The 24,229-nt window shown below is 44.5% G+C and carries 19 protein-coding genes and 2 tRNA genes; 4 read left to right on the top strand and 17 right to left on the bottom strand.

Annotated elements, in window-relative coordinates; all coding sequences use genetic code 11:
* Window positions 1-152: 152 nt before the first annotated feature.
* From rpsO to rlmE, 13 genes are all read right to left on the bottom strand, one after another.
* Window positions 153-422: a 30S ribosomal protein S15 gene (gene rpsO / locus AC3CHU_RS02955; RefSeq protein ID WP_004734493.1), complete on the bottom strand. Its 270-nt coding sequence runs from the start codon at window positions 420-422 to the stop codon at window positions 153-155.
* A gap of 218 nt (window positions 423-640) precedes the next feature.
* A complete protein-coding gene (truB, locus tag AC3CHU_RS02950) occupies window positions 641-1,594 on the bottom strand; it encodes a tRNA pseudouridine(55) synthase TruB (protein ID WP_017094781.1) in 954 nt (317 codons plus the stop codon).
* Window positions 1,594-2,007, bottom strand: coding sequence for a 30S ribosome-binding factor RbfA (rbfA, locus tag AC3CHU_RS02945; protein ID WP_004734495.1), 414 nt, complete (start codon window positions 2,005-2,007; stop codon window positions 1,594-1,596). The genes truB and rbfA overlap by 1 nt, the downstream gene beginning before the upstream one ends.
* A 134-nt stretch (window positions 2,008-2,141) precedes the next feature.
* A complete protein-coding gene (gene infB, locus AC3CHU_RS02940) occupies window positions 2,142-4,832 on the bottom strand; it encodes a translation initiation factor IF-2 (RefSeq protein ID WP_004734497.1) in 2,691 nt (896 codons plus the stop codon).
* A 22-nt stretch (window positions 4,833-4,854) separates the two neighbouring features.
* Window positions 4,855-6,342: a transcription termination factor NusA gene (nusA, locus tag AC3CHU_RS02935; protein WP_004734499.1), complete on the bottom strand. Its 1,488-nt coding sequence runs from the start codon at window positions 6,340-6,342 to the stop codon at window positions 4,855-4,857.
* Window positions 6,343-6,377: 35 nt separating this feature from the next.
* Window positions 6,378-6,833, bottom strand: coding sequence for a ribosome maturation factor RimP (rimP, locus tag AC3CHU_RS02930; RefSeq protein ID WP_004734501.1), 456 nt, complete (start codon window positions 6,831-6,833; stop codon window positions 6,378-6,380).
* A gap of 237 nt (window positions 6,834-7,070) precedes the next feature.
* Window positions 7,071-7,147: transfer RNA gene (locus AC3CHU_RS02925), tRNA-Met, on the bottom strand.
* A gap of 53 nt (window positions 7,148-7,200) precedes the next feature.
* Window positions 7,201-7,285: transfer RNA gene (locus AC3CHU_RS02920), tRNA-Leu, on the bottom strand.
* A gap of 16 nt (window positions 7,286-7,301) precedes the next feature.
* Window positions 7,302-7,634 carry a preprotein translocase subunit SecG gene (secG, locus tag AC3CHU_RS02915; protein ID WP_004734504.1) on the bottom strand — a complete coding sequence of 111 codons (333 nt, stop codon included), beginning with the start codon at window positions 7,632-7,634 and terminating at the stop codon, window positions 7,302-7,304.
* A gap of 293 nt (window positions 7,635-7,927) precedes the next feature.
* Window positions 7,928-9,268, bottom strand: coding sequence for a phosphoglucosamine mutase (gene glmM, locus AC3CHU_RS02910; RefSeq protein ID WP_488525041.1), 1,341 nt, complete (start codon window positions 9,266-9,268; stop codon window positions 7,928-7,930).
* Window positions 9,269-9,289: 21 nt separating this feature from the next.
* Window positions 9,290-10,120 (bottom strand): dihydropteroate synthase, encoded by an 831-nt coding sequence (folP, locus tag AC3CHU_RS02905; RefSeq protein ID WP_488525040.1) that lies wholly within the window; start codon window positions 10,118-10,120, stop codon window positions 9,290-9,292.
* 91 nt (window positions 10,121-10,211) lie between these two features.
* Window positions 10,212-12,188, bottom strand: coding sequence for an ATP-dependent zinc metalloprotease FtsH (gene ftsH / locus AC3CHU_RS02900; RefSeq protein ID WP_029404904.1), 1,977 nt, complete (start codon window positions 12,186-12,188; stop codon window positions 10,212-10,214).
* A 107-nt stretch (window positions 12,189-12,295) separates the two neighbouring features.
* A complete protein-coding gene (rlmE, locus tag AC3CHU_RS02895; RefSeq protein WP_004734508.1) occupies window positions 12,296-12,925 on the bottom strand; it encodes a 23S rRNA (uridine(2552)-2'-O)-methyltransferase RlmE in 630 nt (209 codons plus the stop codon).
* A 114-nt stretch (window positions 12,926-13,039) separates the two neighbouring features.
* Here rlmE and yhbY point away from each other — a divergent pair, with 114 nt between their 5' ends.
* Complete coding sequence (gene yhbY, locus AC3CHU_RS02890) at window positions 13,040-13,336, top strand: ribosome assembly RNA-binding protein YhbY (protein ID WP_004734509.1); 297 nt, start codon at window positions 13,040-13,042, stop codon at window positions 13,334-13,336.
* Between the two features lie 125 nt (window positions 13,337-13,461).
* Here yhbY and greA read toward each other — a convergent pair whose 3' ends face one another.
* A complete protein-coding gene (gene greA / locus AC3CHU_RS02885; RefSeq protein WP_017079993.1) occupies window positions 13,462-13,935 on the bottom strand; it encodes a transcription elongation factor GreA in 474 nt (157 codons plus the stop codon).
* A 513-nt stretch (window positions 13,936-14,448) separates the two neighbouring features.
* On the opposite strand from greA, the gene AC3CHU_RS02880 reads away from it, so the two are divergent.
* Window positions 14,449-15,507, top strand: a complete 1,059-nt coding sequence (locus AC3CHU_RS02880) for a porin (RefSeq protein WP_488518208.1) — start codon at window positions 14,449-14,451, stop codon at window positions 15,505-15,507.
* A gap of 111 nt (window positions 15,508-15,618) precedes the next feature.
* Window positions 15,619-17,052 carry a serine-type D-Ala-D-Ala carboxypeptidase gene (gene dacB / locus AC3CHU_RS02875; RefSeq protein WP_488525039.1) on the top strand — a complete coding sequence of 478 codons (1,434 nt, stop codon included), beginning with the start codon at window positions 15,619-15,621 and terminating at the stop codon, window positions 17,050-17,052.
* Window positions 17,053-17,188: 136 nt separating this feature from the next.
* Here dacB and AC3CHU_RS02870 read toward each other — a convergent pair whose 3' ends face one another.
* Both AC3CHU_RS02870 and tyrS read right to left on the bottom strand, forming a co-directional pair.
* A complete protein-coding gene (locus AC3CHU_RS02870) occupies window positions 17,189-18,034 on the bottom strand; it encodes a magnesium transporter (RefSeq protein ID WP_029222732.1) in 846 nt (281 codons plus the stop codon).
* Between the two features lie 374 nt (window positions 18,035-18,408).
* The gene (gene tyrS, locus AC3CHU_RS02865; RefSeq protein ID WP_488525038.1) at window positions 18,409-19,596 is read right to left on the bottom strand and encodes a tyrosine--tRNA ligase; all 1,188 of its coding nucleotides are present in this window, start codon (window positions 19,594-19,596) and stop codon (window positions 18,409-18,411) included.
* A gap of 129 nt (window positions 19,597-19,725) precedes the next feature.
* On the opposite strand from tyrS, the gene shyC reads away from it, so the two are divergent.
* Entirely contained in the window at window positions 19,726-21,015 is a 1,290-nt protein-coding gene (gene shyC / locus AC3CHU_RS02860) for a peptidoglycan DD-endopeptidase ShyC (RefSeq protein ID WP_488525037.1), read from the top strand.
* Window positions 21,016-21,105: 90 nt separating this feature from the next.
* On the opposite strand, the gene AC3CHU_RS02855 is transcribed toward shyC, so the two are convergent.
* On the bottom strand, window positions 21,106-24,219 hold the full coding sequence (locus AC3CHU_RS02855; RefSeq protein WP_488525036.1) for an efflux RND transporter permease subunit: 3,114 nt from the start codon (window positions 24,217-24,219) through the stop codon (window positions 21,106-21,108).
* Between the last annotated feature and the right edge of the window lie 10 nt (window positions 24,220-24,229).

The following is a 24,229-nucleotide window of genomic DNA, read 5'->3' as shown; positions in this document are numbered from 1 at the left end:
GGCGTAGTATAAACTATTTTTATTAGGAGAGATATTTCCTATCAGAAAAAGCCAGATGATATTCTGTGCACCCAGCCAAACATTTTCTTACGGGCACAAAAAAAGGAGCATAAATGCTCCTTTTCTTCAAACTGTCTTTGCAGACATCGCTATTAGCGACGTAGGCCTAGACGCTTGATTAGGTCTTGGTAACGAGTAAGGTTTTTGCCTTTCAAGTAATCAAGAAGCTTACGACGGCTAGAAACCATACGTAATAGACCACGACGGCTGTGGTGATCGTGTTTGTGCGCTTTGAAGTGACCTTGTAGGTGGTTGATAGAAGCAGTAAGTAGTGCTACTTGTACTTCTGGTGAACCTGTGTCGCCTTCAGATTGTGCGTATTCTGCAACGATTGCTGCTTTAGTTTCTGCATTCAGAGACATAAATCTCTCCTGATAAGAGTAAGTTTATATTTGTAGCAGCCAATCTCTGATTCAGCCGCTACGCGAGCCGAGGATTATAGGGAAGTTTACGAGTTGGTGCAATAACAATCGAACTCATGAAAAACGAAAAAAGCGAACCATTAAAATTAAGGGCTCGCTTTCTGTATTATTGATTCGCTTTTCCAGGCTAAGCGCCAATACCTAATTAGGTTTCAGCGTTACGCTTGTGGCTCTTCATCTCTGAAAACAACCAAACGCTTAGGTGCAACTCGGCCATCTTCAGCAATTTGAGCAACGCCAACAAACAGCTTCTCTGCACCGCTTGTCATACGAACGGTACCTTCAGCAGGAGCGCCTGCGACTTGAACGGGCATACCGTGCTGAACAAGATCAGTCAGTTCCGCATTCAAGTTAACTTCAGGTAAGTCTTCTACAGCGGTGTCCATTGGCATTAGCAATGGATCAAGCAACTCTTTAGGTGCAATTTCTTGCGCTTGTGCTTGCTCTAGAATTTCGTTCAACTGTTCTAAGGTAACCATGCGTTCATACGGGTACTTTGCAACACCAGTACGACGAAGCATTGTCACGTGAGCACCACAACCTAGCATTTCACCAAGATCGTCGGTAATTGTGCGGATGTAAGTACCTTTAGAACAATGCACTTCCATCTCAACTTCATCACCTTCAAAGCGAAGTAGCTCAATAGAATACACAGTAATCTTGCGAGACTCACGAGGCACTTCGATACCTGCACGTGCATATTCATACAAAGGCTTACCTTGATACTTCAATGCTGAGAACATTGATGGAATCTGGTCGGTTTCACCTTTGAAGCTTGCAATGCAGCGTTCAAGTTGCTCTTGAGTCACGTTGATTTCACGCGTTTCAACCACTTCACCATCAGAATCTGAGGTGTTGGTACGCTCACCAAGCTTCGCGACAACAACGTAGCGCTTATCAGAATCTAGAAGAAACTGAGAGAACTTCGTTGCTTCACCAAGACAAATTGGCAGCATGCCAGTCGCAAGAGGATCCAGAGCACCGGTGTGCCCTGCCTTCTCTGCAAAGTAAATACGCTTTACTTTTTGCAGTGCATCATTAGATGAAATGCCTGTTGGCTTATCTAACAGAATTACCCCATTTATAGGGCGACCTTTACGACGGCGAGCCATTACTCTTCATCCTTAGACTGAGTTTCGTCAGTGCGGCCAGATTCTTCTTGCTTACGCTTGTCATCGTTCAGTACTTCACTTACTAGGTTAGACATACGCATGCCTTCTACCAATGTGTTGTCGTAAGTAAAACGAACTTCAGGTGTTAGACGGTGACGAATACGCTTGCCAAGAGCCATACGAACTGGCACTTCATGCTCTTTAAGAGCAGCAAGACATGATTCAGGTGTTTGCTCACCGATACATAGGAAAGTCACGAACACTTTTGCGTATGCAAGGTCACGAGACACTTCTACATCTGAAATAGTTACCATACCAATGCGTGAGTCACGAACTTCACGTTGGAGGATAAGTGCGAGCTCTTTTTGAAGCTGCTGAGACACACGTTGTGTGCGGCTAAATTCTTTTGACATTTTCTTTTCTCACTTAGAAAGATGGGGGGCTTGGTAATTACCAGCCCCCCATGGTGTATTCAACAACCGATTACTTAGTACCTTTACAGGTAATGTTAGTAACCTTAGTCAATATGTCGAGTCGTACTGACTGATTAGTCTAGAGTACGTTTAACTTCAACAATTTCGAATACTTCGATCTGGTCACCAACGCGAACGTCGTTGTAGTTCTTAACGCCGATACCACACTCGTAACCATTTTTAACTTCTTGAACGTCATCTTTAAAGCGACGAAGTGACTCTAGTTCACCTTCGTAGATAACAACGTTCTCGCGAAGTACGCGGATTGGGCTGCTACGCTTAATCGTACCTTCAGTAACGATACAACCAGCGATTGCACCAAGTTTAGGCGACTTAAATACGTCACGAACTTGAGCAAGACCAATGATCTCTTGACGGAATTCAGGAGCAAGCATACCGCCCATTGCCTGTTTCACTTCGTCGATCAGTTGGTAAATGATTGAGTAGTAACGTAGATCTAGGTTTTCATTCTGAACAGTACCACGCGCAGTTGCGTCAGCACGAACGTTGAAACCAAGGATGATAGCGTTAGAAGCAGCTGCAAGAGTTGCATCAGTTTCCGTAATACCACCAACACCAGAACCTACGATGTTCACTTTAACTTCGTCAGTTGACAGTTTCAGTAGAGAGTCAGCAATTGCTTCTACAGAACCTTGAACGTCAGCTTTAAGTACAACGTTAAGTTCAGCAACTTCACCAGCAGTCATGTTCGCGAACATGTTCTCTAGTTTCGCTTTTTGTTGGCGAGCTAGTTTAACATCACGGAATTTACCTTGACGGTAGTTCGCAACTTCACGCGCTTTACGCTCATCACGTACAACCGTTGCTTCATCACCTGAAGCAGGAACGCCAGAAAGACCTAGAATTTCTACAGGGATAGATGGACCTGCAGTTTCGATGTCTTTACCGTTTTCATCGCGCATTGCACGAACACGGCCGTACTCTTGACCACAAAGAACGATATCGCCTTTGTTAAGAGTACCAGACTGTACTAGTACTGTTGCAACTGGACCGCGGCCTTTATCAAGACGAGATTCAACAACAACACCAGATGCCATGCCTTCTTTAACTGCTGTAAGTTCAAGAACTTCAGACTGAAGAAGGATAGCTTCTAGAAGACCATCGATGTTTGTACCCTGTTTTGCAGAGATGTGAACGAAGATGTTCTCACCGCCCCATTCTTCAGGGATAACGTCGTATTGAGCTAGCTCATTCTTAACGTTGTCTGGGTTTGCGCCCTCTTTGTCGATCTTGTTCACAGCAACAATCAGAGGAACACCTGCCGCTTTCGCGTGCTGGATAGCTTCGATTGTTTGTGGCATTACGCCATCATCAGCGGCAACAACAAGTACAACGATATCTGTCGCTTGAGCACCACGAGCACGCATAGCTGTAAACGCCGCGTGTCCAGGAGTATCAAGGAACGTGATCATGCCGTTGTCAGTATCTACGTGGTAAGCACCAATGTGCTGTGTGATACCGCCAGCTTCGCCAGACGCAACGTGTGCTTTACGAATGTAATCAAGTGTAGAAGTTTTACCGTGGTCAACGTGACCCATGATAGTAACAACAGGAGCACGGCCTTCTGCGACAGCATCGCTATCACGGTCAGCTAGCACTGCTTCTTCTAGTTCGTTTTCTTTACGTAGGATAACCTTGTGACCCATTTCTTCAGCAACAAGTTGTGCTGTTTCTTGGTCGATCACTTGGTTGATAGTCGCCATAGCGCCCATCTTCATCATTACTTTGATAACTTCAGTTGCTTTAACTGACATTTTGCTAGCCAGTTCAGAAACAACGATAGTTTCGCCAATAGCAACATCAGATTTAGCAACAGTTGCTGACTTATCGAAGCCTTGCTGCATTGAAGTTGGTTTAGCAAGCTTACCTTTACCGCCACGACCACGTTGGTTACGACCACCACGGTTGTTGCCAGGTTGAGCTGCTGGAGCAGGTTTCTTCTTGCGACGACGAGGAGCTTTCTCATCTTTTTTATCAGCCGCATCTTCTGCTTCACGAGCATAAGTAGAAGTAGTCACATGGTAATCCGCAGATTTCTCTTGCTCTTTCTTCTTCTTCTCTTCTTCAGACCAACGTTCTTGGTTCTCTTCTGCTAACTTACGAGCTTCTTCAACAAGCTTAGCTGCTTCAGCTTCGGCTTTACGAGTTGCTTCTTGCTCTTGACGAGTTTTAAGTTCATCCGCTTCTTTTTTCGCTTGTGCGTTAGCGTCTGCATTTTTTGAATTCATGTCTTTTTTAGCCTTTTCAGCTTGTGCGCGTTGAGCCTTCTCTTCAGAATCACGTTTTGCATCCGCTTCACGTGTTACTTTTTCTTCGGCTTCGCGCTGTGCTTTCTCTGCAGCATCACGTTTCGCTTGCTCTTCAGCATCGCGTTGTGCTTTCTCTTCCACTTCACGATTAGCTACTTCCTCAGCTTCACGTTTCGCTTCATCTTCAATAGTGCTGCGCTTCACGTAAGTACGCTTTTTACGTACCTCTACTTGAACATCCTTACTCTTACCGCCTCCAGCAGCAACACTTAGCGTGCTGCGGGTCTTGCGTTGAAGAGTTAAACGAGTCGGTTCTGTTTCGCCAGAAGTATCGCCATGCTCCTTTTTAAGGTGCGTTAGCAATGTTTGCTTCTCTGAATCAGTCACTTGATCCGACCCTGCTTTCTTCATTCCTGCATCAGCAAGTTGTTCAATTAAGCGGTCAACTGGCGTACCAATCTCTTCACTCAGTGCTTTAACTGTTAATTGTGTCATACCGCTTTCTCTCCTTGCTGAATTATTCTTCGTCGCCGAACCAACAGATGTTACGCGCAGCCATAATCAGCTCGCCTGCTCGCTCTGCAGTTAGGTCTTCGATGCCTTCTAGTTCATCAACGCCTTGGTCAGCTAGGTCTTCCAATGTCGCAACGCCTTTTGCTGCTAGCTTGTAAGCCATTTCACGCTCAAGACCTTCAAGTGCAAGTAAGTCTTCAGCAGGCTCAACACCGTCGAAAGTCTCTTCTTTCGCTAGCGCTAGAGTAGTCAGTGCGTCTTTCGCGCGGTTACGTAGTTCTTCAACGATACCTTCGTCTAGACCGTCTACTTCAAGAAGCTCGTTCACAGGAACGTATGCCACTTCTTCAAGTGTAGAGAAGCCTTCTTCAACAAGCATTTGAGCAAAGTCTTCTTCAATGTCTAGGTGCTTCATGAAGTTTTCAATAGAAGCAACTGCCTCTTCTTGGTGCTTCTTCTCTAGATCAGCAACAGTCATTACATTCAGTTCCCAGCCAGTAAGCTGAGACGCTAGACGTACGTTTTGACCGCTACGGCCAATCGCTTGTGCCAGGTTATCGGCTTCAACAGCGATGTCCATAGAGTGTGCATCTTCATCAACGATGATTGAAGCAACATCAGCAGGCGCCATTGCGTTAATAACGAACTGAGCTGGGTTATCGTCCCAAAGAACGATATCGATACGCTCACCGCCAAGATCATTAGAAACCGCTTGTACACGTGCACCACGCATACCAACACACGCACCAACAGGGTCAATACGTTTGTCGTTTGTTTTCACAGCGATTTTAGCACGAGAACCAGCGTCACGTGCAGCACCTTTAAGTTCAATTAGCTCTTCACCAATCTCAGGCACTTCAACGCGGAATAGTTCAGCTAGCATTTCTGGCTTCGAACGAGTAACGAAAAGCTGGAAACCGCGAGCTTCTGGTTTAACTGCGTAAAGAAGACCACGAACACGGTCACCTGGACGGAAGTTTTCACGAGGAAGTTGGTCGTCACGAAGGATTACCGCTTCAGCGTTGTTACCTAGGTCTAGAATAACTGTGTCACGGTTAACTTTCTTAACTGCGCCAGTTACGAGCTCGCCTTCGTTGTCAATAAACTGTTCAACGATTTGAGCACGTTCTGCTTCACGTACTTTCTGTACGATAACTTGCTTAGCCGTTTGAGTCGTAATACGGTCAAACGTTACTGATTCGATATCATCTTCAATGAAACCGCCAAGTTCGATCTCTGGATCATCGTACTTTGCAGCTTCAATAGAGATTTCTTTTGTTGGGAATTCAACTTCCTCAACAGCTTCCCAACGGCGGAAAGTTTCGAAATTACCCGTTTTACGGTCAATTTCTACACGAACTTCAATTTCTAATTCGCTTTTCTTTTTTGTTGCCGTTGCAAGCGCGATTTCAAGCGCTTCAAAAATACGCTCACGAGGAACTGCTTTCTCATTTGAAACAGCTTCTACTACCGCCAAAATTTCTTTGTTCATTAATCTAGCCTCTTAAGCTCTTCTCTCTAGGAGAACTAAAATTTAGGGATCAGGTTAGCTTTCGCAATATTGCTCAGGACGAATTCTTCTTCTTGTCCTTCAACCAATACTTTCACTGTCTCGCCTTCGATAGATTGGATATCACCTTTCCATTTACGACGGTTGCCGACAGCCATTTTCAAAACGATGCTTACCTCGTGACCAATAAATTGTTGGTAATGCTCTGCTTTGAACAGTGGTCTCTCTAAACCTGGTGAAGACACTTCAAGGTTATAAGCCACTGAAATTGGATCTTCAACGTCCATTACGGCACTTACTTGGTGACTAACCTCAGAGCAATCATCTACATTGATACCATTTGGTGAATCAATGTAAATACGTAGCGTTGAGTGCTCACCAGCACGAATAAATTCTAATCCAACTAACTCATAACCTGATGCTGCTACTGGAGCGTCAAGCATTTCAGTAAGTTGTCTCTCTAAACCAGTCATTTAACCACTCCAGAAACAAAAAAAGGGCTCAAAGCCCAATTTAAATTCCAAGCAAACATTATCATCTAAAGGCATTTACAAATGCTTAGATAACAAAAAACCCCGTATAAGCCGGGGTTTTTGTTGCTGGACCCTTATATGTTAAGTGTCATCACATTCGATATCACACTTAACTCACAGTGAGGTTCACACTGTGCAAACTTGCTACCAATACAAGCTATATAATAGCATCGAAATTGGTTGCGGGAGCCGGATTTGAACCGACGACCTTCGGGTTATGAGCCCGACGAGCTACCAAACTGCTCCATCCCGCGTCCGACTTGTGAGCATTATACGCCCAACAAGATGTTTTACAAGTTTGTAAACATGGTGCCGAGAGAGGGACTCGAACCCTCACACCCTAAGGCACTAGCACCTCATGCTAGCGTGTCTACCAATTTCACCATCTCGGCATCAAATCTTTGCAGCTTATTGTGGAATTTCGTCGCCTTGCGTCGGAACTTCACTCACTGCATCTTCAGCTTGCTGAATTACCTGACCTTGAGTCGGGTCAATCCATTGTGACTCAGTTTTATGTGTAGACATATTACCAAGCACTAAGCTAAGGATAAAAAATGTAGTTGCAAAAACTGCAGTCATTCGGGTAAGGAAATTTCCTGAGCCACCAGCACCAAACACAGTGTTTGAAGCGCCAGCACCGAAAGAGGCTCCCATATCTGCGCCTTTACCTTGTTGAATCAACACTAGGCCAATTACACCAAGCGCTGCCAACAGGTAAATCACAAGTAGAACTGTAAACATTTTTCCACCTATGTTCCTAATTGTTGAGCCAGCGCCGTTCAAAAAACTATTTTTGAGAACAAGGCTAGCGACCTCCTAACTGAAGGCCGAGCAATACTAGCGAATGCGACGATGGCTGACAAGGGGAATTTGCTAAAAAATAAGCCTTTACCAAGCGAATGGTTAAAAAAAGGTCAAAAGCGACACAAAACTCATTTACGTCTCTTTTGACCGTGATATCTCTTGACCGTTATATAAGTCAATCACTTCTAATCACAGGTGCTATTCGTACGCCCGTTAAGTAAAAGGTTAAATTAGCAGTTTGCTTTTACTGCATCTGCGATCTTAAGCGCTGACGATTGAACAAGCTCAGCATCTTCGCCTTCAACCATGACACGCAGTAGTGGCTCGGTACCAGACTTGCGTAATAGCACACGACCTTTCTCGCCAAGCTCAGCTTCTACTTCTACAACCGCTGCTTTTACCGCTTCGGCTTCTAGTGGGTTTGAATCTCCGCTGAAACGAACGTTTTCTAGAACTTGAGGGTATAACGTCATGCCCTGAGACAGCTCATTCAGTGTCATTTCGCTATCAACAACTGAAGCCAACACTTGCAGAGCAGCAACGATAGCATCACCCGTCGTCACTTTATCCAATAGGATAACGTGACCCGAATTTTCTGCCCCGATCTTCCAGTCTTTAGCAAGAAGTTGCTCCATGACGTAACGGTCACCAACAGCAGCACGTACAAATGGAATACCTAATTGCTTAAGGCCGTTTTCCATACCAAGGTTGGTCATTAGTGTACCAACAACGCCACCTTTCAACTCACCGCGACGCAGTGCATCACGAGCAATGATGTAAGCAATTTGGTCACCATCAACTTTGTTGCCTAGCTCGTCAACCATGATGATACGGTCACCGTCACCATCAAAGCCTAGGCCTAACGCTGCTTGTTCTTCAAGTACTTTAGCTTGCAGAGCACGCACATCTGTCGCACCCACTTCGTGGTTGATGTTAGTACCATTTGGCTCAACACCCATTGCAATCACTTCAGCGCCCAACTCTTTAAATACCGCTGGCGCAATGTGGTAAGTCGCACCATGTGCGCAATCCACCACAATTTTCATGCCCGCTAACGTCATTTTGTGTGGGAATGTACTTTTACAAAATTCAATATAACGGCCAGCGGCATCATTTAAGCGTACAGCTTTACCCAATGCAGAAGATTCCACGCACTCGATATCTTTATCTAGTTCAGCTTCGATAGCCAACTCAATGTCATCCGACAATTTAGTGCCTTCAGAAGAGAAGAACTTAATGCCGTTGTCATAGAAAGGGTTATGCGATGCAGAGATAACGATCCCCGCTTCAGCACGGAAAGTTTGTGTTAAGTAAGCAACAGCAGGAGTTGGCATTGGGCCAGTAAACGTAGCCTGAAGACCCGCAGCAGCAAGGCCAGCTTCTAACGCAGACTCAAGCATATAGCCAGAGATACGAGTATCTTTACCAATGATCACTTTCTTGGTGCCCTGCTTCGCAAGAACACGACCTGCAGCCCAGCCAAGCTTCAGAACAAAATCAGGTGTAATCGGGTATTGGCCAACTTTGCCACGTACACCATCTGTGCCGAAGTAATGTCTTTTATCAGACATATTGATTTTCCTTAATTATTATTAGTGATTGTTATTCATCACTTCGATTATCTTCATCGCTTCCAATGTATCTTCAACATCGTGAACGCGAATAATTTGTGCGCCTTTCATTGCAGCGATAGTCGCGCAAGTGACACTGGCTACCATGCAATCTGCTGGGGCCTTGTCCAGTAGCTTAAAGATCATCGATTTTCTCGACATCCCAGCTAAAACTGGCAACCCAAGCGTATGAAATTTTTCAAGGTGCGCTAATAGGTGGTAATTGTGTTCAATGGTTTTACCAAAACCAAAACCAGGGTCCAGAATCAGCTGTTCTTTTGAGATTCCTACAGCCTCACAAGCTTCCACTCTTTCTTGTAGGAATGCTTCAACATCCATTAGAACATCGTCGTAAACTGGGCTAGCTTGCATGGTTCTTGGTTGGCCTTTCATGTGCATCAAGCAAACAGGAACATTACCCTCAGCGGCCGATTGTAGGGCACCTGGCTCTTGTAAAGCGCGTACATCATTGATCAAATCAGCACCCGCTTCAACAGCTTGGCGCATCACTTCGGCTTTGCTGGTATCAATAGAAATCCAAACATCAAACTTGGCACGAATCGCTTTAATTGCAGGAATAACTCGAGCGAGTTCTTCCTCTAAGGAAACGTCCGGAGCTCCAGGGCGAGTCGATTCACCACCAATATCAATAATGCTAACGCCGGCTTGAATCATTCGTTCAGCTTGCAGCAATGCATTGTCTAATGAGTTGAATCTTCCGCCATCAGAGAAAGAATCAGGGGTGACATTGAGGATACCCATTACATGTGGGCGGTCTAAAACGAGTGTTTTATTGTTTGCTTTTAATATCATGAAAGGCAGGTCTTAAAGAGTAAAAAAACACCTTGAGCTATAAACAGAAAAACCCTGAGCGTACTCAGGGTTTTACTTTATAGCTTAGCGATTAAGAATCTTTGTTTTGAGTATCATCTGATTCAGATTTAACTTCTTCAACTTTCGACTCTTCAGCTTCTGGTTCGGCTTTAGCTTGTTCTTCAGATTTAACTTCAGCTTCAGGCTTGGCTTCTTCCTTTGCAGGTTCTGCTTTTACTTGCTCCCCCCAACCAGCAGGCTCACGGATCTCGGTTTTACGATCCATCAAATCATCAATTTGACCCGCATCAATCGTTTCATACTTCATTAATGCATCTTTCATTGAGTGCATTAAATCCATATTGTCTTCGAGTATTTGTTTCGCTCGAGCGTAATTACGATCAATTAGGATACGAATCTCTTCATCGATAAGTCGAGTGGTTTCATCCGAGACGTGTTTCGCTTTGCTCATTCCGCGGCCTAAGAAAACTTCACCTTCTTCTTCTGCATAAAGAAGAGGGCCTAGTTTTTCAGAGAAGCCCCATTGAGTCACCATCTTACGAGCAATATCAGTGGCACGCTCAATATCGTTTGATGCACCTGTCGATACCTTGTCTGAACCGTAAATCAATTCCTCAGCAAGACGACCACCGTATAGGCTAGAAATCATCGATTCTAGGTGTTGACGGTTCATACTTACACGATCTTGTTCTGGTAAATACATAGTAACACCAAGCGCTCGACCACGAGGAATGATAGATACTTTGTACACTGGATCGTGCTCAGGCACTAAACGACCAACAATTGCATGACCAGCTTCATGGTAAGCCGTCGATTCTTTCGTTTCTTCAGTCAGAACCATTGAACGGCGCTCAGCACCCATCATGATTTTGTCTTTCGCTAATTCAAACTCAACCATCGATACATTGCGTTTGTTACCGCGAGCAGCGAATAGAGCCGCTTCGTTCACAAGGTTCGCAAGGTCTGCACCTGAGAAACCGGGTGTACCGCGAGCAATCAGAGATGGTTCAACATCGCCTGATAGTGGAACCTTACGCATGTGTACTTTAAGAATCTGTTCACGACCACGTACATCTGGTAGACCAACCACTACTTGACGGTCAAAACGGCCTGGACGAAGCAATGCTGGGTCAAGTACGTCTGGACGGTTAGTCGCAGCGATAACGATAATACCTTCGTTACCTTCGAAACCATCCATCTCAACCAGCATTTGGTTTAGTGTTTGTTCACGCTCATCGTGACCACCACCAACACCAGCGCCACGCTGACGACCAACAGCATCGATTTCATCGATAAAGATAATACAAGGTGCTGCTTTCTTCGCTTGCTCGAACATGTCACGCACACGAGATGCACCGACACCAACAAACATTTCAACGAAGTCAGAACCTGAGATAGTAAAGAACGGTACTTTCGCTTCACCAGCAATTGCTTTTGCAAGCAATGTCTTACCAGTACCAGGAGGACCGACCAACAGGATACCTGTCGGGATCTTACCACCCAGTTTTTGGAAACGACTTGGGTCACGAAGATAATCAACAAGCTCTTTCACGTCTTCTTTTGCTTCGTCACAACCAGCAACATCAGCAAACATCGTTTTGATTTGTTCTTCGCTCATCATTCGAGCTTTGCTCTTACCGAAAGACATCGCGCCTTTACCGCCGCCGCCGCCTTGCATTTGACGCATGAAGAAAATCCACACACCAATCAGTAAGATCATTGGGAACCAAGAAATGAAGATAGTGCCAAGCAGGCTCTGCTCTTCAGGTGGTGTACCCTGAACTTTTACGTTTTGATTAATTAAGTCATCAAGTAGCTTTTGATCATAAACAGGCATGTAAGTTACATACTTAGAGCCACCACCACGACGTGTGAAAGTGATTTCGCTGTTATTGAACTGTGCGTCTTGAATCTGGCCTTGGCCAACTTCCTGTACAAACGTGGTGTAATCTACTGCTCTGCCGTTACTTTCCCCAGGGCCGAAGCTCTGGAATACCGACATCAACACTACCGCGATAACAAGCCACAGAATTAAATTTTTTGCCATGTCACTCAAGGTGTAAGCCTCTCGATAACTAATTGTAATTAAAGGTAGGGTACTACAGTTTGTAACCTGTAGCCATGTTGTTAACTCTCACTCTTGGAAGAGAATCGTTAACCTTTGTAACCAGTTGCTACGATAAACACTTCACGAGATCGAGCTCGAGAAGAGTCGGGTTTTCTCACTTTGACTGTTTTAAACATCTCACGGACGTCCTTAACATATTGGTCAAACCCTTCGCCTTGGAATACTTTTACAACAAAACTACCATTGGTAGCTAGAACTTGTCGACACATATCCAAAGCTAATTCAACTAAATACATAGCTCTCGGCTGATCCACAGAATTGTTGCCTGCTATATTAGGTGCCATATCAGACATCACGACATCAACCATGTTTGGCTGTATACGTTCCAACAAGGCATCTAGCACAGCTTCTTCGCGGAAATCGCCTTGTAAAAAGCTCACTCCAGCAATCGGATCCATAGGTAGCAAGTCACAAGCAATGATTTGACCGTTGTCTCCGATAATCTTAGCAGCATATTGAGACCAACCGCCAGGCGCTGCACCCAAATCCACAATGGTCATCCCAGGAGTCAGCAATTTATCTTTCGTTTGAATCTCTTCCATTTTGAAATAAGCACGCGAACGATAGCCTCTTTTTCTTGCTTCATTTGCATACTTGTCGTCGAAGTGTTCCTTCAACCAACGGCCTGAACTGGCCGAGTGTTTCTGTTTGCTCATTGGATACCTAAATTGGAGGAAAGTACTAATTGCTGAATAAATTATAGTCTTCAGCTTTAGATGGCGTTAAAATAGGTTTTTTCAACCCTAATACTAAATAAAATTGGCCGCGTAATGAACCTAAGTACCAAACAAAAGCAGCATCTAAAGGGCCTAGCTCACAGTTTAAAACCTGTAGTGCTAATGGGCGCAAATGGACTTACTGAAGCTGTTCTAGCGGAAATCGAATTGGCTCTAGACCACCATGAACTGATCAAGATTAAAGTTGCATCAGAAGACCGTGAGACTAAGCAACTGATTATCGATGCAATTGTACGTGAATCTAAAGCTGAGAAAGTACAGACTATCGGTAAAGTTCTAGTACTGTTCCGTCAGTCAGAAGCACGTAAAATCGAGATTCCACGCAAATAAGCTAGTTTGACATCAAGCTAGCTCCACAATAAGAAAGCCACTGTGCTTATCTTTTAGTGTAGCGTGAGAAACGAAAAAGGTCGCATTAGCGACCTTTTTACTTATTAGAACCAAAGTAAATTCAATTAGATGTATTCTACTTTGTCGATTTCGAAATCTTTATCGCCGCCAGGTGTAGAGATAATAACCTCGTCACCTTCCATCTTACCAATAAGGCCACGAGCGATCGGTGATTTCACCGAAATGCGGCCAGTTTTGATTTCAGCTTCATCTTCAGAAACGATTTGGTAACGGAACTCTTCATCAGTATCTACGTCAATCAAAGTAACCGTAGTACCAAAGATAACCTTGCCTGTGTTATCCATTTGAGTTACGTCGATGATCTGAGCTAGCGATAGCTTGTATTCGATATCTCGAATTTGAGCTTCACAGATACCCTGCTCTTCACGAGCGGCGTGATATTCAGCGTTCTCTTTCAAGTCACCGAGTTCACGTGCTTCACCTATAGCTGCTGAAATAATAGGACGTAGCTTAAGTAGGCGATCTAATTCGTCACGTAGCTTCTGAGCGCCACGTACTGTCATTGGAACCTTTTCCATTTTTTACCTCTATGCCAAAGCTTTCTTTGGCCAACATAAATACACCCAACGCATTTATTGGGTGATAGAAACAAAACGATTTGGCTTAGTGTAAACAAACTTTATGGCTAAATCACCTTTATTCCACTTTGCGTTATAAAAGCTTTATCTAGGTCTAAATTACAGACATCACAAAAATGAATAATAACCTCCCCATCAATAAGCTGAGAAATAAATACCTAAAAAAACAAAAAACAAACAAAATAAACACAGATCACACTTTTATAAAAACCAATTTAAAACAAATGGTTAAACAACAACAAATATAATAAAACAGTGTTCATTTTTTAGTTTTATATCATTTTACTAACTGACTATGGAACTTTAGAGGTAAAAAGTAACCCATGGATTGCACTGGCATTTTTCAGACTTCTGTTCTAATCATGATTATGAAGCCTGATTAATACAGGCAATACACAAAAGGGTTCAAATCCTTGATAAAACTTCTATGGACAGTAATTAGGAATTAATAACATGAACAAGACTATGATCGCGCTTGCTGTATCGGCTGCAGCTCTTGCTACTAACGCAGTGGCAGCGGACGGCAAACAAGCTGGTGGTATCGACGGCACTTCTGTATACAGCTCAAATGGCACTTCTCTAGAGATCGGTGGTCGTGCGGAAGCTCGTCTATCTCTAAAAGATGGCAAAGCTGAAGACAAAACACGTGTACGTCTTAACTTCCTAGGTAAAGTTGAAATCCAAGACGGCCTATACGGTGTTGGTTTCTACGAAGGCGAATTCACAACTGCTGAAAACGGCGGCTCTACTGATAACAACGACGGCGACATCACTAACCGTTACACATACGCTGGTATCGGCGGTACATTCGGTGAAGTAACTTACGGTAAAAACGACGGTGCGCTAGGCGTTATCACTGACTTTACCGATATCATGTCTTACCACGGTAACTCAGCGGCAGACAAAATCGCAGTAGCTGACCGTTCAGACAACATGCTTTCTTACAAAGGTCAATTCCAAGACCTAGGCTTAAAAGCAAGCTACCGCTTCGCTGACCGTGATGTTGACGCTAACGATGAGTTCAGCGATAACGGTAAAGATGGCTACTCTCTATCTGCTATCTACGCAATCGGCGATTCTGGCGTTAAGCTAGGTGCTGGTTACGCAGACCAAGATCAATCTAACGAATACATGCTTTCTGCATCTTACCGCATGAGCGATTTCTACTTCGCTGGTGTATTCACTGATGGCGAAAAACAGACTACAGGTGTAATCAAGAACGATTCTGTAGACTACACAGGTTACGAATTCGCAACTGCGTACACACTAGATAAAACTGCATTCACGCTAACGTACAACAATGCAGAAACTGACGGTGAAACTTCTGCAGATAACGTTGCAATCGATGCAACTTACTACTTCAAGCCTAACTTCCGTACTTACATCTCGTACAATTTCAACCTAATCTCTGAAAATGATACGATCGGTACAACAAACCTAGCTTCTAACGGCAAAGCAACTTCTGCTCAAGCTGAAGACGAAATCGCTCTAGGTCTACGTTACGACTTCTAATTCTGATTATCTAATTGATTAATTAGTTAATTGAGAATCAAAACGCCCGCTATCTAGCGGGCGTTTTTTATATCTGTATACTGAAAACATCAGCCATCCAAGAAATCTTCTATGCGCCTTCTATCCACCCTACTTCTATGTGGCTTATCACTTAGTAGCTACTCACTTACCACTTTCGCCTACGCCCCTTTAAGTAAACTACCCGATGGCAGTGGCGCAAGTTTAATCTTGCAACCACTGAGTGGTAATTCAAATCAAATGAATACCAATAGCGATGGATTTTATCCACCCGCCAGTACTTTGAAGCTGGTGACAGCTTTGGCGGCTAAATTGGAGTTAGGGGATGACTTTCACTACACGACCAGTATTGCTCGTTCTGGGAATGACTCAATCATTTCATTTAGTGGCGACCCGACGCTACAACGAGAGCAGCTAAAAAGGCTTTTAGCTCAATATGCTAAATCACAATCTAAAACCATTAACGGTAACCTGTATCTCGATAACTCAGCTTATACGGGCTATCAACGAGCGGTGGGGTGGCCTTGGGACATTTTAGGCGTTTGTTACAGCGCGCCTTCGAGTGCTATGACCTTAGACAGCAACTGCGCACAAGCCTCTATTTATACAAAAGATAACGGCAACACTCGTGTCTATATTCCCGCTCACTATCCGATAGACGTGACAACCACCGCAGCCACCGTAACTCGATCAGGACAGAAGGCGACACAATGCGACTTAGAGCTCATTACCACTCCAGACAACGCTTACAAGCTCTCTGGTTGCTTAGTAGAGCGTAAGAAGCCACTACCACTCAAGTTTGCGATTCAAAACCCCGAGCTTTATACCTATCAAGTCGTGACATCGCTGCTTAAAGAGCTGAAAATCCAAGTTAAAGGCGATGTGATTATTGGTAAAAAAGCGAAAGCAAACAAAACCACGTTGGTCGCGAGCCATCATTCTGAAAAGCTTCCCGAACTGCTCGATACCATGCTGAAGAAATCAGACAATCTAATAGCAGACAACCTAACCAAAACACTGGGTGCAACGTTTTATGTCCAACCGGGCAGCTTCAATAACGGCACCGAAGCGATAAAACAGATATTACTGACCAAGGCCAACATTGACCTAAACAAAGCACAGTTGGTTGATGGCTCAGGGTTATCGAGGAATAATCGCATGACCTCGCAAACTATGGCTCAGGTTCTGCGTTACATCTGGGATAACGACAAACAGCTCAACCTGATTGAGGCTATGCCTACATCTGGCACTAATGGAACGCTCAAATACCGTCAGAGTATGAGAAAAGCACCAATCCAAGGTAATATTATTGCGAAAAGTGGGTCTTTGTACGGTAGCTACAACATGGCAGGTTTTGGTTTAGATAAAGCGGGCAATCCAAACTCTCTGTTTGTACAGTTTGTCCGTGATTACTTCCCTGAAGAGCAAGATTCAGAAAAACCTGTAGAAGCACCAATCACCCAGTTTGAACGAGCTTTCTACAAAGATGTGGTCGAATTCAGTCAAACACAAAGCAAATCTAAGTAATGTTTAGCTCTCTGTAAGCTTCTACTTAAACAATAAAAATGGCGCTGAAGATCGTATGATCTTCAGCGCCATTTTTATTCCTAAGATGTTTTTCTTCGGAGGTACTCTTTGTTTCCAAAGTCTTTATTTAAAGGCGTTAAGCAATGCCCAAGAATGAATTCACTACCGTGAAGTAAATCCACATCCCCGAAATATCGACTACTGAAGCCAAGACAGGGCTCACCAGCACCGCAGGATCTAACTTGAATAACCGAGCAACAATCGGTAATCCAGCGCCAAGCACGGTTGATATTGTCACTTGAATAAACAGAGCGACAGCAATCGCGTAAGCAATCATATTAATGTCGTAGCCACCCGTTGATTGGTTGTCACTGAACAGTAAGATGCGGCCTATCATCACCAAGGCAATCGCAAGCGCCAAGCAGATGGCAACTCTAAGTTCTTTCCATAAAACGTTCGCCCATTGGCGCTTCTTCAACTCGCCCGTGGCTAAGGCCCTAATGACCAAAGTCGCCGCTTGTGTGCCTGTATTACCACCCGCAGCAGCGATTACCGGCATATAGATCGCCAGAAGTACTAGCTGGCTAAGAATGTCTTCATACTGAGCAATGATAAGCCCAGAGACAATACCCAGCAGCGCTAAGGCAATAATCCAACCGATACGCTGCCTAACGTGGCTAAGCACTCCAGTTGAAAGGTATCCCTGTTGAGGTTCAACCTCTGAGTAAATCAGCCCTAGTTGGTGAGCTAGATGTCGAGAGCGCTTCTCAAAGCCTTGCTCTTCTAGCTCACTAAGTAAAGTCTGAATAATACTGAGAGAGCATTGCCCAAGTACTAACACCGCATCTTCAAGTGGCATTCGGTTTAAAAGGTTAATTTGTTGCTCACGCCCATACTGTTGAAATGCATTCGATACAGCTTGGATGTCTTGCTCTGTGTACAAAGCTTCGATAGATAAAAAAGTGTTGTTCATTACCGTCATGGCGAATCTCCCGATTGGCAAAGGTAACGACCATCAAAACAAATAGCATAAGTTTATAGATTTATAGATTTATGCGCACCAAGAGTTGAAAGCTACTGGTGTGTCTACTTGTTAGAATCTAGTGTGTGGAAAAGAATGAGGGGAAAACAAAGATACCCTACCTGAACGGCAGGACAATAGATCAATACCGAGACAGGTTATTCTTCTCCATTCAAACTAGGAGGATGGTCGGTATTGTTCATAAAAATCTCCAGAATTACTGTCAATATGACAGCGCGCATAGTGTAGCAATGCACGTTCAAAAACTTCGTCAACTTTGTGTCAATAAAAAAGGCATCCGTGGATGCCTTTTGTTCAATTATTGATGTGTGTTATTACTTAATAGTAATACGAGCAAACTTACGCTTACCTACTTGGTAAACTGCAGTACCTACTTCAGGTACGAATTTGCTGTCTTCAATCTTCTCGCCTTCAAGCTTAGCAGCGCCTTGCTTGATCATACGCATCGCATCAGAAGTCGAGTTTACAAGACCCGCTTCTTTTAGAACGTTCGCAATCGGTAGGCCGGCTTCGAATTCAAATTCAGGCATATCATCAGGAACTTGGTTTTTAGCAAAACGGTTAACGAACTCTTGCTCAGCTGCTTCAGCATCCGCTTCACTGTGGAAACGAGCAATGATCTCTTTCGCTAGAAGTACTTTAACGTCACGAGGGTTTTTGCCCGCCTCAACGCCAGCTTTCAGTTCCGCAACTTCTTCAAGTGGACGGAAAGACAGTAGCTCGTAGTAGCTCCACATTAGATCGTCAGAGATAGACATGATCTTACCAAACATCTCGCTTGGTGCTTCGCTAATACCGATGTAGTTGTGCGCAGACTTAGACATCTTCTTAACGCCGTCTAGACCTACAAGTAATGGCATCATCAGTACCGCTTGTGGTTTTTGACCTGCTGCTTTTTGCAGTTCACGACCCATTAGAAGGTTAAACTTCTGGTCAGTACCACCAAGCTCAACATCACTCTCTAGTGCAACAGAGTCGTGACCTTGTAGAAGTGGGTACATGAATTCGTGGATTGCGATCGGTTGACCACCAGCGTAACGCTTTTTAAAGTCATCACGCTCAAGCATACGAGCAACAGTTTGGTTAGAAGCAAGACGAATCATGCCTTCAGCGCCAAGCTCAGATAGCCACTCAGAGTTGAAACGAATTTGCGTTTTCGCAGGATCTAGAATCTTGAATACTTGCTCTTTGTAAGTTTCAGCATTCTTCAATACGTCTTCACGGCTTAGCGGTGGACGCGTTGAGTTCTTACCTGATGGATCACCAACCATTGCAGTGAAATCACCAATAAGGAATGTCACTTCATGACCAAGCTCTTGGAAAGCACGAAGCTTGTTAAAGATAACCGTATGGCCTAGGTGGATATCTGGAGCAGTTGGATCGGCACCCAGCTTAATGCGTAAAGGACGACCTTCTTTTAATTTAGCAATCAGTTCGTCTTCTGGAATCAGTTCTTCTACGCCACGTTTGATCTCGGCTAGTGCAGCTTCAATACTCGCCATTCTTGTTCACTCCCACAGATTTGGCAAAAATATAATAATTAGACATCTTACTTGAATAGCGATGTATTTTGAAACCAGTTACACTATTCCGTCGCCTATTTTCATAATATTTACAGAACGAACCGGAACATGTTGTCTATTTTTGCACGCCTTCCTATTTTGCACCGGGCTTTTATCGCATTTTTTAGTGCCGTAATTTTCGTCGCGATCTTCTTACTCCCCGATGTCAGCAGTTTGCGTGACGATACGGGCGCTTTAGTGGTGGGGAAACATTACCCACTGACTATCAATGCATCCGCGCTTGTTAGCTCGAGTGACGCACCGCCGACGGCTGTGCTTAATTGGGAGAAATATACCGTTCGTTCTGGCGAAAGCACCTCTGTTTTATTTGAACGTATTGGCCTCTCATACCGCTTGCTGATCACGCTACTCAATACCAATAACGATATTAAGAAGCAGCTGTCTAACCTAAGACCTGGCGATATATTGCAATTCGGTTTTGATGAAAACAACGACCTTATTCAGTTAAAACGACAACTTAGTGCGTTTGAAAGCTTCAAAATCACTAAGTCTGGCGATTCGTTTACCTCTAGCATCGACAAGAAAGAAGTTGCCTACCAATACAATTACGCTGAAGCCAACATTACCTCTAACTTCTGGAATGCAGGCGTTAGCGCAGGTTTAACCGCAAACCAAATCATGGAACTGGCGGGCATCTTTGGCTGGGATATCGACTTTGCTTTGGATATTCGTAAGAACGACAGCTTCAAAATCTTATACCAAGAGAAAGTGGTTGAAGGTGAGGTGGTTGGTCGCGGTAAGATCATAGCAGCCGTATTCAAAAACCAAGGCGATTCATTTACCGCGGTATTGGATGATAAGAGCGGCAACTACTTCGATGAAAATGGTCGAGCAATGAAGAAAGCGTTCTTGCGCTCACCAATTGATTTTCGTCGCGTAACATCGAACTTTAATCCTACCAGGAGACACCCAGTAACCGGTAAGGTTCGAGCTCACCGCGGTACTGACTACGCAGCCCCTGTTGGCACACCTATCTGGGCAGCCGGTGACGGTATTGTTCAGAAGTCGGGTTACAACCAATTCAATGGTAACTACGTGTTTATCCGCCACAGCAACACCTACATCACCAAGTACCTGCACATGAAGCGACGTATGGTGAAAACAGGTCAGCGCGTAAAACAAGGCCAAACCATTGGTACTTTGGGTGGCACAGGTCGTGTTACTGGTCCGCACTTACATTATGAATTCTTGGTTAATGGCGTACATAAAAATGCGCGTACCGTGAAATTACCGCAATCTAAGTCGTTAACAGGTAAAGCAAAAGCAACATTTATTGCGAACTCAGAAATTCGATTGAGTAACCTAGAGCGATACGGCCAGTTACTAGCAACTAATTAGGTTACTAGCGACTAATTGGACTAATAGCCATATAAACCAACGAAAAGAGCGCCCACCTAGGCGCTCTTTTTATTTCCGTCGGACTAGGACTTATCTTTCACCGTCGTTGCTTGGGAGCACATCGGGCTTCTTATCTCGCCCTAACATCAGCAAACAAGGCGTCAGCACCAAGGTAAGTACTGTCGCAAACGCCAAACCTCCAGCAATGGCTGTAGCAAGTTGCGACCACCATTGGGTACTCGGGGCACCAAACTCTATTTTCTGGTTAATCAGATCGATGTTCATTTCTAACACCATCGGCATCAAGCCTAAAATGGTGGTAACCGTAGTCAGCATTACTGGTCTTAAACGCTGAACACCCGTCCTGAGAATCGCATCTCGCTTGTCCAAGCCGCGTTTTATCAGTTGGTTATAGGTATCAATCAGCACAATATTGTTGTTTACCACAATTCCTGCCAACGCTATCACTCCAATACCAGACATCACAATGCCAAACGGACGCTGAAAGATAAGCAAACCAACAAACACACCAACCGTGGAGAACAGCACCGCACTAAGAATCAAAAACGCTTGATAGAAGCTATTGAACTGAGTAATCAAAATCAAAGCCATCACCGCCAATGCAACTAAGAAAGCACTTTGTAAGAAGGCTGACGAGTTTTCTTGTTCTTCATTTTGACCACGAATACGAAACTCGACACTACTTGGTAAGCCTAACTCACTTAACGCTCGCTCAATCTTTGGCAGTTCGAGTGCAAGGTTATAACCCTCTTCCATATCCGCCATGATGTTCACGACACGCTTACCATCAAGACGCTTTATCGTGTCCTGCTTATGGTCTGGCACTATCTGAGCAAAGTTAGTGATCGGCACCAAGCCTGCTGGTGTTTTAACTCTTAGTTGGTCAAAGCGCCCAATATCTCTTTTATCGCTTGGATAGCGCACCAAGATATCGACCTCTTCTGAAGAATCATCTGGGAGGTAATCGCCAATCTTTAGCCCGTTAGTGACGAATTGAACCGTATTACCCACCAAGGTCGCATCAGCCGAAAAACGCGCAGCATCATCTCTGCGAATATCCACTTTCCAATCGATGCCATCTTTACTCGCGGTATCACTTATATTAGTCAGTGCCTGATTGCCATCCGCCCAGTTTCTTACAATTTTTGCAGCCTGATTGAGCTGCTCAGGAGTTTTGGCCGAGAGCTCAATCACTAAGTCATTTTCAACCGGAGGCCCTGCATCAGGAAACTTATATTCAATCTCGACCCCTGCGTATTGATCGGTGTGCACCTTTAATTCTTCAATGATCGCCTTAACACTGCGACGGTATTGCCAATCAACGGGGGTAATCGAGATCAAACCAATCTGATCGTCACCACCAGTACGCGTATAAACGGTATCGAACTCATCATGATTAAGCATCATCAACTCAATATCACGCATGATGACATCTTTCTCTTGGATTGATAGATCACCATGAGAGCGAACTTTGACGTTAAAGAATGGCGGATCCACTTCTGGGAAGAACTCTGCGCCTAGACCTGCCTTTGAGTAAGTAAATCCAACCGCAACCGCAAGTAATATCGCACTGAAAAGAATCTTAAAGGGGTGCTTAATCGCAATCGACAACGTGTGGTAGTACGCTTTGGTTAAGCCTGTAGCCTGTGAGAAATCACCGTTGTGCAGTGCCACCATTCTCGCTTGGCTTTTGGGCGATACGTATTGAGGTTTACCAATCAAACCACCGAGTACAGGCACAAACAACAACGCCATAATCAATGAAGCGGTTAAGGTTGCAATCAACGTTAATGGCAGGAACTTCATGAATTCGCCCGTTACATCCGGCCAAAACAGTAACGGAGCAAATGCCGCTAACGTTGTAGCTGTGGATGCGGTTATAGGCCACGCCATCCGTTTCGCTGCATCTCGGTAAGCGGCTTTACGCCCTTCACCTTCTTGCATTCGCCTGTCGGCAAACTCGGTCACCACAATCGCGCCATCAACCAACATCCCGACCGCCATGATCAACGAGAACAGCACCACGATGTTGACGGTTAGACCAAACACAGACAACACCAACAATCCCGTGAGGAACGATCCAGGAATTGAAATTCCGACCAATAGCGCGGTTCGAACACCAAGAATCGCGATGATCACGATCACCACTAAAATGATGGCGGATAAGATATTGTTTTGAAGATCGTTGAGCATGATCTTCACATCTTTAGATTCATCCCAAGTGTATTTGACCAATAGGTTATTTGGCCATTCAGCTTGCTGCTGAGCACCAGCCATTGCCGCTTTGACTAGCTCAACGGTTTCAATGATGTTTTCACCCGCACGTTTCTTGATATCCAAGACAACCGCGGATTTGCCATCTAAACGGGCAAAGCTTTCAGGATCTCGAAACGCTCGGCGAACCGTAGCCACATCGCCAAAGGTTACTACCTGTTTACCATCAACTTTGATTGGCAACTCAAGTACGTCTTTTAAGGAGTTAAACACAGAAGGGACTTTGACCGAAAAACGCCCGTAGCCTGTATCAACAAAGCCTGCGGCCACCACTCGGTTATTCAAAGCGATCAAGTTATAGATATCCGCTTGATCTAGGCTGTAACTCTCCATCAATAATGGATCAACGATGATTTCTACTATGTCATCGCGATCGCCTGCAATGTCGACTTCAAGGATCTGACGATAGCTTTCGAGTTTATCTCCGAGCTCTCGAGCGATTTGTACGATGGTGCGCTCAGGCACGGTACCAAACAGAACCACTGACAACACAGGCTGCTCAGAAGCGAGGGTAACTTCATTTACAGTCGGCTCATCGCTATCTTCTGGCAATTTGGGCTTAGCCAGATCAACCGCGTCACGAACATCAGCCATCGCTTTAGTAAGATCGACGCCAACATTAAACTCTAACACCACAGAGGCGTGCCCTTCTGCTGCGGTTGCTGTCATCTCTTTTACGCCTTCGATTGACCTAAGCTCTTGCTCAATAGGTCGAACCAATAAACGTTCTGAATCCGTTGGCGAGATCCCTTGATGCCCGACTGAAACGTAGATAATTGGAATGGTGATATCTGGGCTCGATTCTTTGGGTATCGTGATATAGGTAATCACACCTGCGACTAAGATGAGCGCCAAAAGGGAGAGCATTGTTCGAGCACGAGACAAGGCTGCATCAATAATTGAATACATCGGCTATCTC

The organism is Vibrio sp. QJM3NY_39, assembly GCF_057785895.1.
This window is presented reverse-complemented; position numbering and strand designations above follow the sequence as displayed.

Bases quoted from the DNA above. Each gene is read 5' to 3' on its own strand.
- rpsO (WP_004734493.1), bottom strand. From the start codon at position 422: ATGTCTCTGAATGCAGAAACTAAAGCAGCAATCGTTGCAGAATACGCA.
- truB (WP_017094781.1), bottom strand. From the start codon at position 1,594: ATGGCTCGCCGTCGTAAAGGTCGCCCTATAAATGGGGTAATTCTGTTA.
- rbfA (WP_004734495.1), bottom strand. From the start codon at position 2,007: ATGTCAAAAGAATTTAGCCGCACACAACGTGTGTCTCAGCAGCTTCAA.
- infB (WP_004734497.1), bottom strand. From the start codon at position 4,832: ATGACACAATTAACAGTTAAAGCACTGAGTGAAGAGATTGGTACGCCA.
- nusA (WP_004734499.1), bottom strand. From the start codon at position 6,342: ATGAACAAAGAAATTTTGGCGGTAGTAGAAGCTGTTTCAAATGAGAAA.
- rimP (WP_004734501.1), bottom strand. From the start codon at position 6,833: ATGACTGGTTTAGAGAGACAACTTACTGAAATGCTTGACGCTCCAGTA.
- secG (WP_004734504.1), bottom strand. From the start codon at position 7,634: ATGTTTACAGTTCTACTTGTGATTTACCTGTTGGCAGCGCTTGGTGTA.
- glmM (WP_488525041.1), bottom strand. From the start codon at position 9,268: ATGTCTGATAAAAGACATTACTTCGGCACAGATGGTGTACGTGGCAAA.
- folP (WP_488525040.1), bottom strand. From the start codon at position 10,120: ATGATATTAAAAGCAAACAATAAAACACTCGTTTTAGACCGCCCACAT.
- ftsH (WP_029404904.1), bottom strand. From the start codon at position 12,188: ATGGCAAAAAATTTAATTCTGTGGCTTGTTATCGCGGTAGTGTTGATG.
- rlmE (WP_004734508.1), bottom strand. From the start codon at position 12,925: ATGAGCAAACAGAAACACTCGGCCAGTTCAGGCCGTTGGTTGAAGGAA.
- yhbY (WP_004734509.1), top strand. From the start codon at position 13,040: ATGAACCTAAGTACCAAACAAAAGCAGCATCTAAAGGGCCTAGCTCAC.
- greA (WP_017079993.1), bottom strand. From the start codon at position 13,935: ATGGAAAAGGTTCCAATGACAGTACGTGGCGCTCAGAAGCTACGTGAC.
- AC3CHU_RS02880 (WP_488518208.1), top strand. From the start codon at position 14,449: ATGAACAAGACTATGATCGCGCTTGCTGTATCGGCTGCAGCTCTTGCT.
- dacB (WP_488525039.1), top strand. From the start codon at position 15,619: ATGCGCCTTCTATCCACCCTACTTCTATGTGGCTTATCACTTAGTAGC.
- AC3CHU_RS02870 (WP_029222732.1), bottom strand. From the start codon at position 18,034: ATGACGGTAATGAACAACACTTTTTTATCTATCGAAGCTTTGTACACA.
- tyrS (WP_488525038.1), bottom strand. From the start codon at position 19,596: ATGGCGAGTATTGAAGCTGCACTAGCCGAGATCAAACGTGGCGTAGAA.
- shyC (WP_488525037.1), top strand. From the start codon at position 19,726: ATGTTGTCTATTTTTGCACGCCTTCCTATTTTGCACCGGGCTTTTATC.
- AC3CHU_RS02855 (WP_488525036.1), bottom strand. From the start codon at position 24,219: ATGTATTCAATTATTGATGCAGCCTTGTCTCGTGCTCGAACAATGCTC.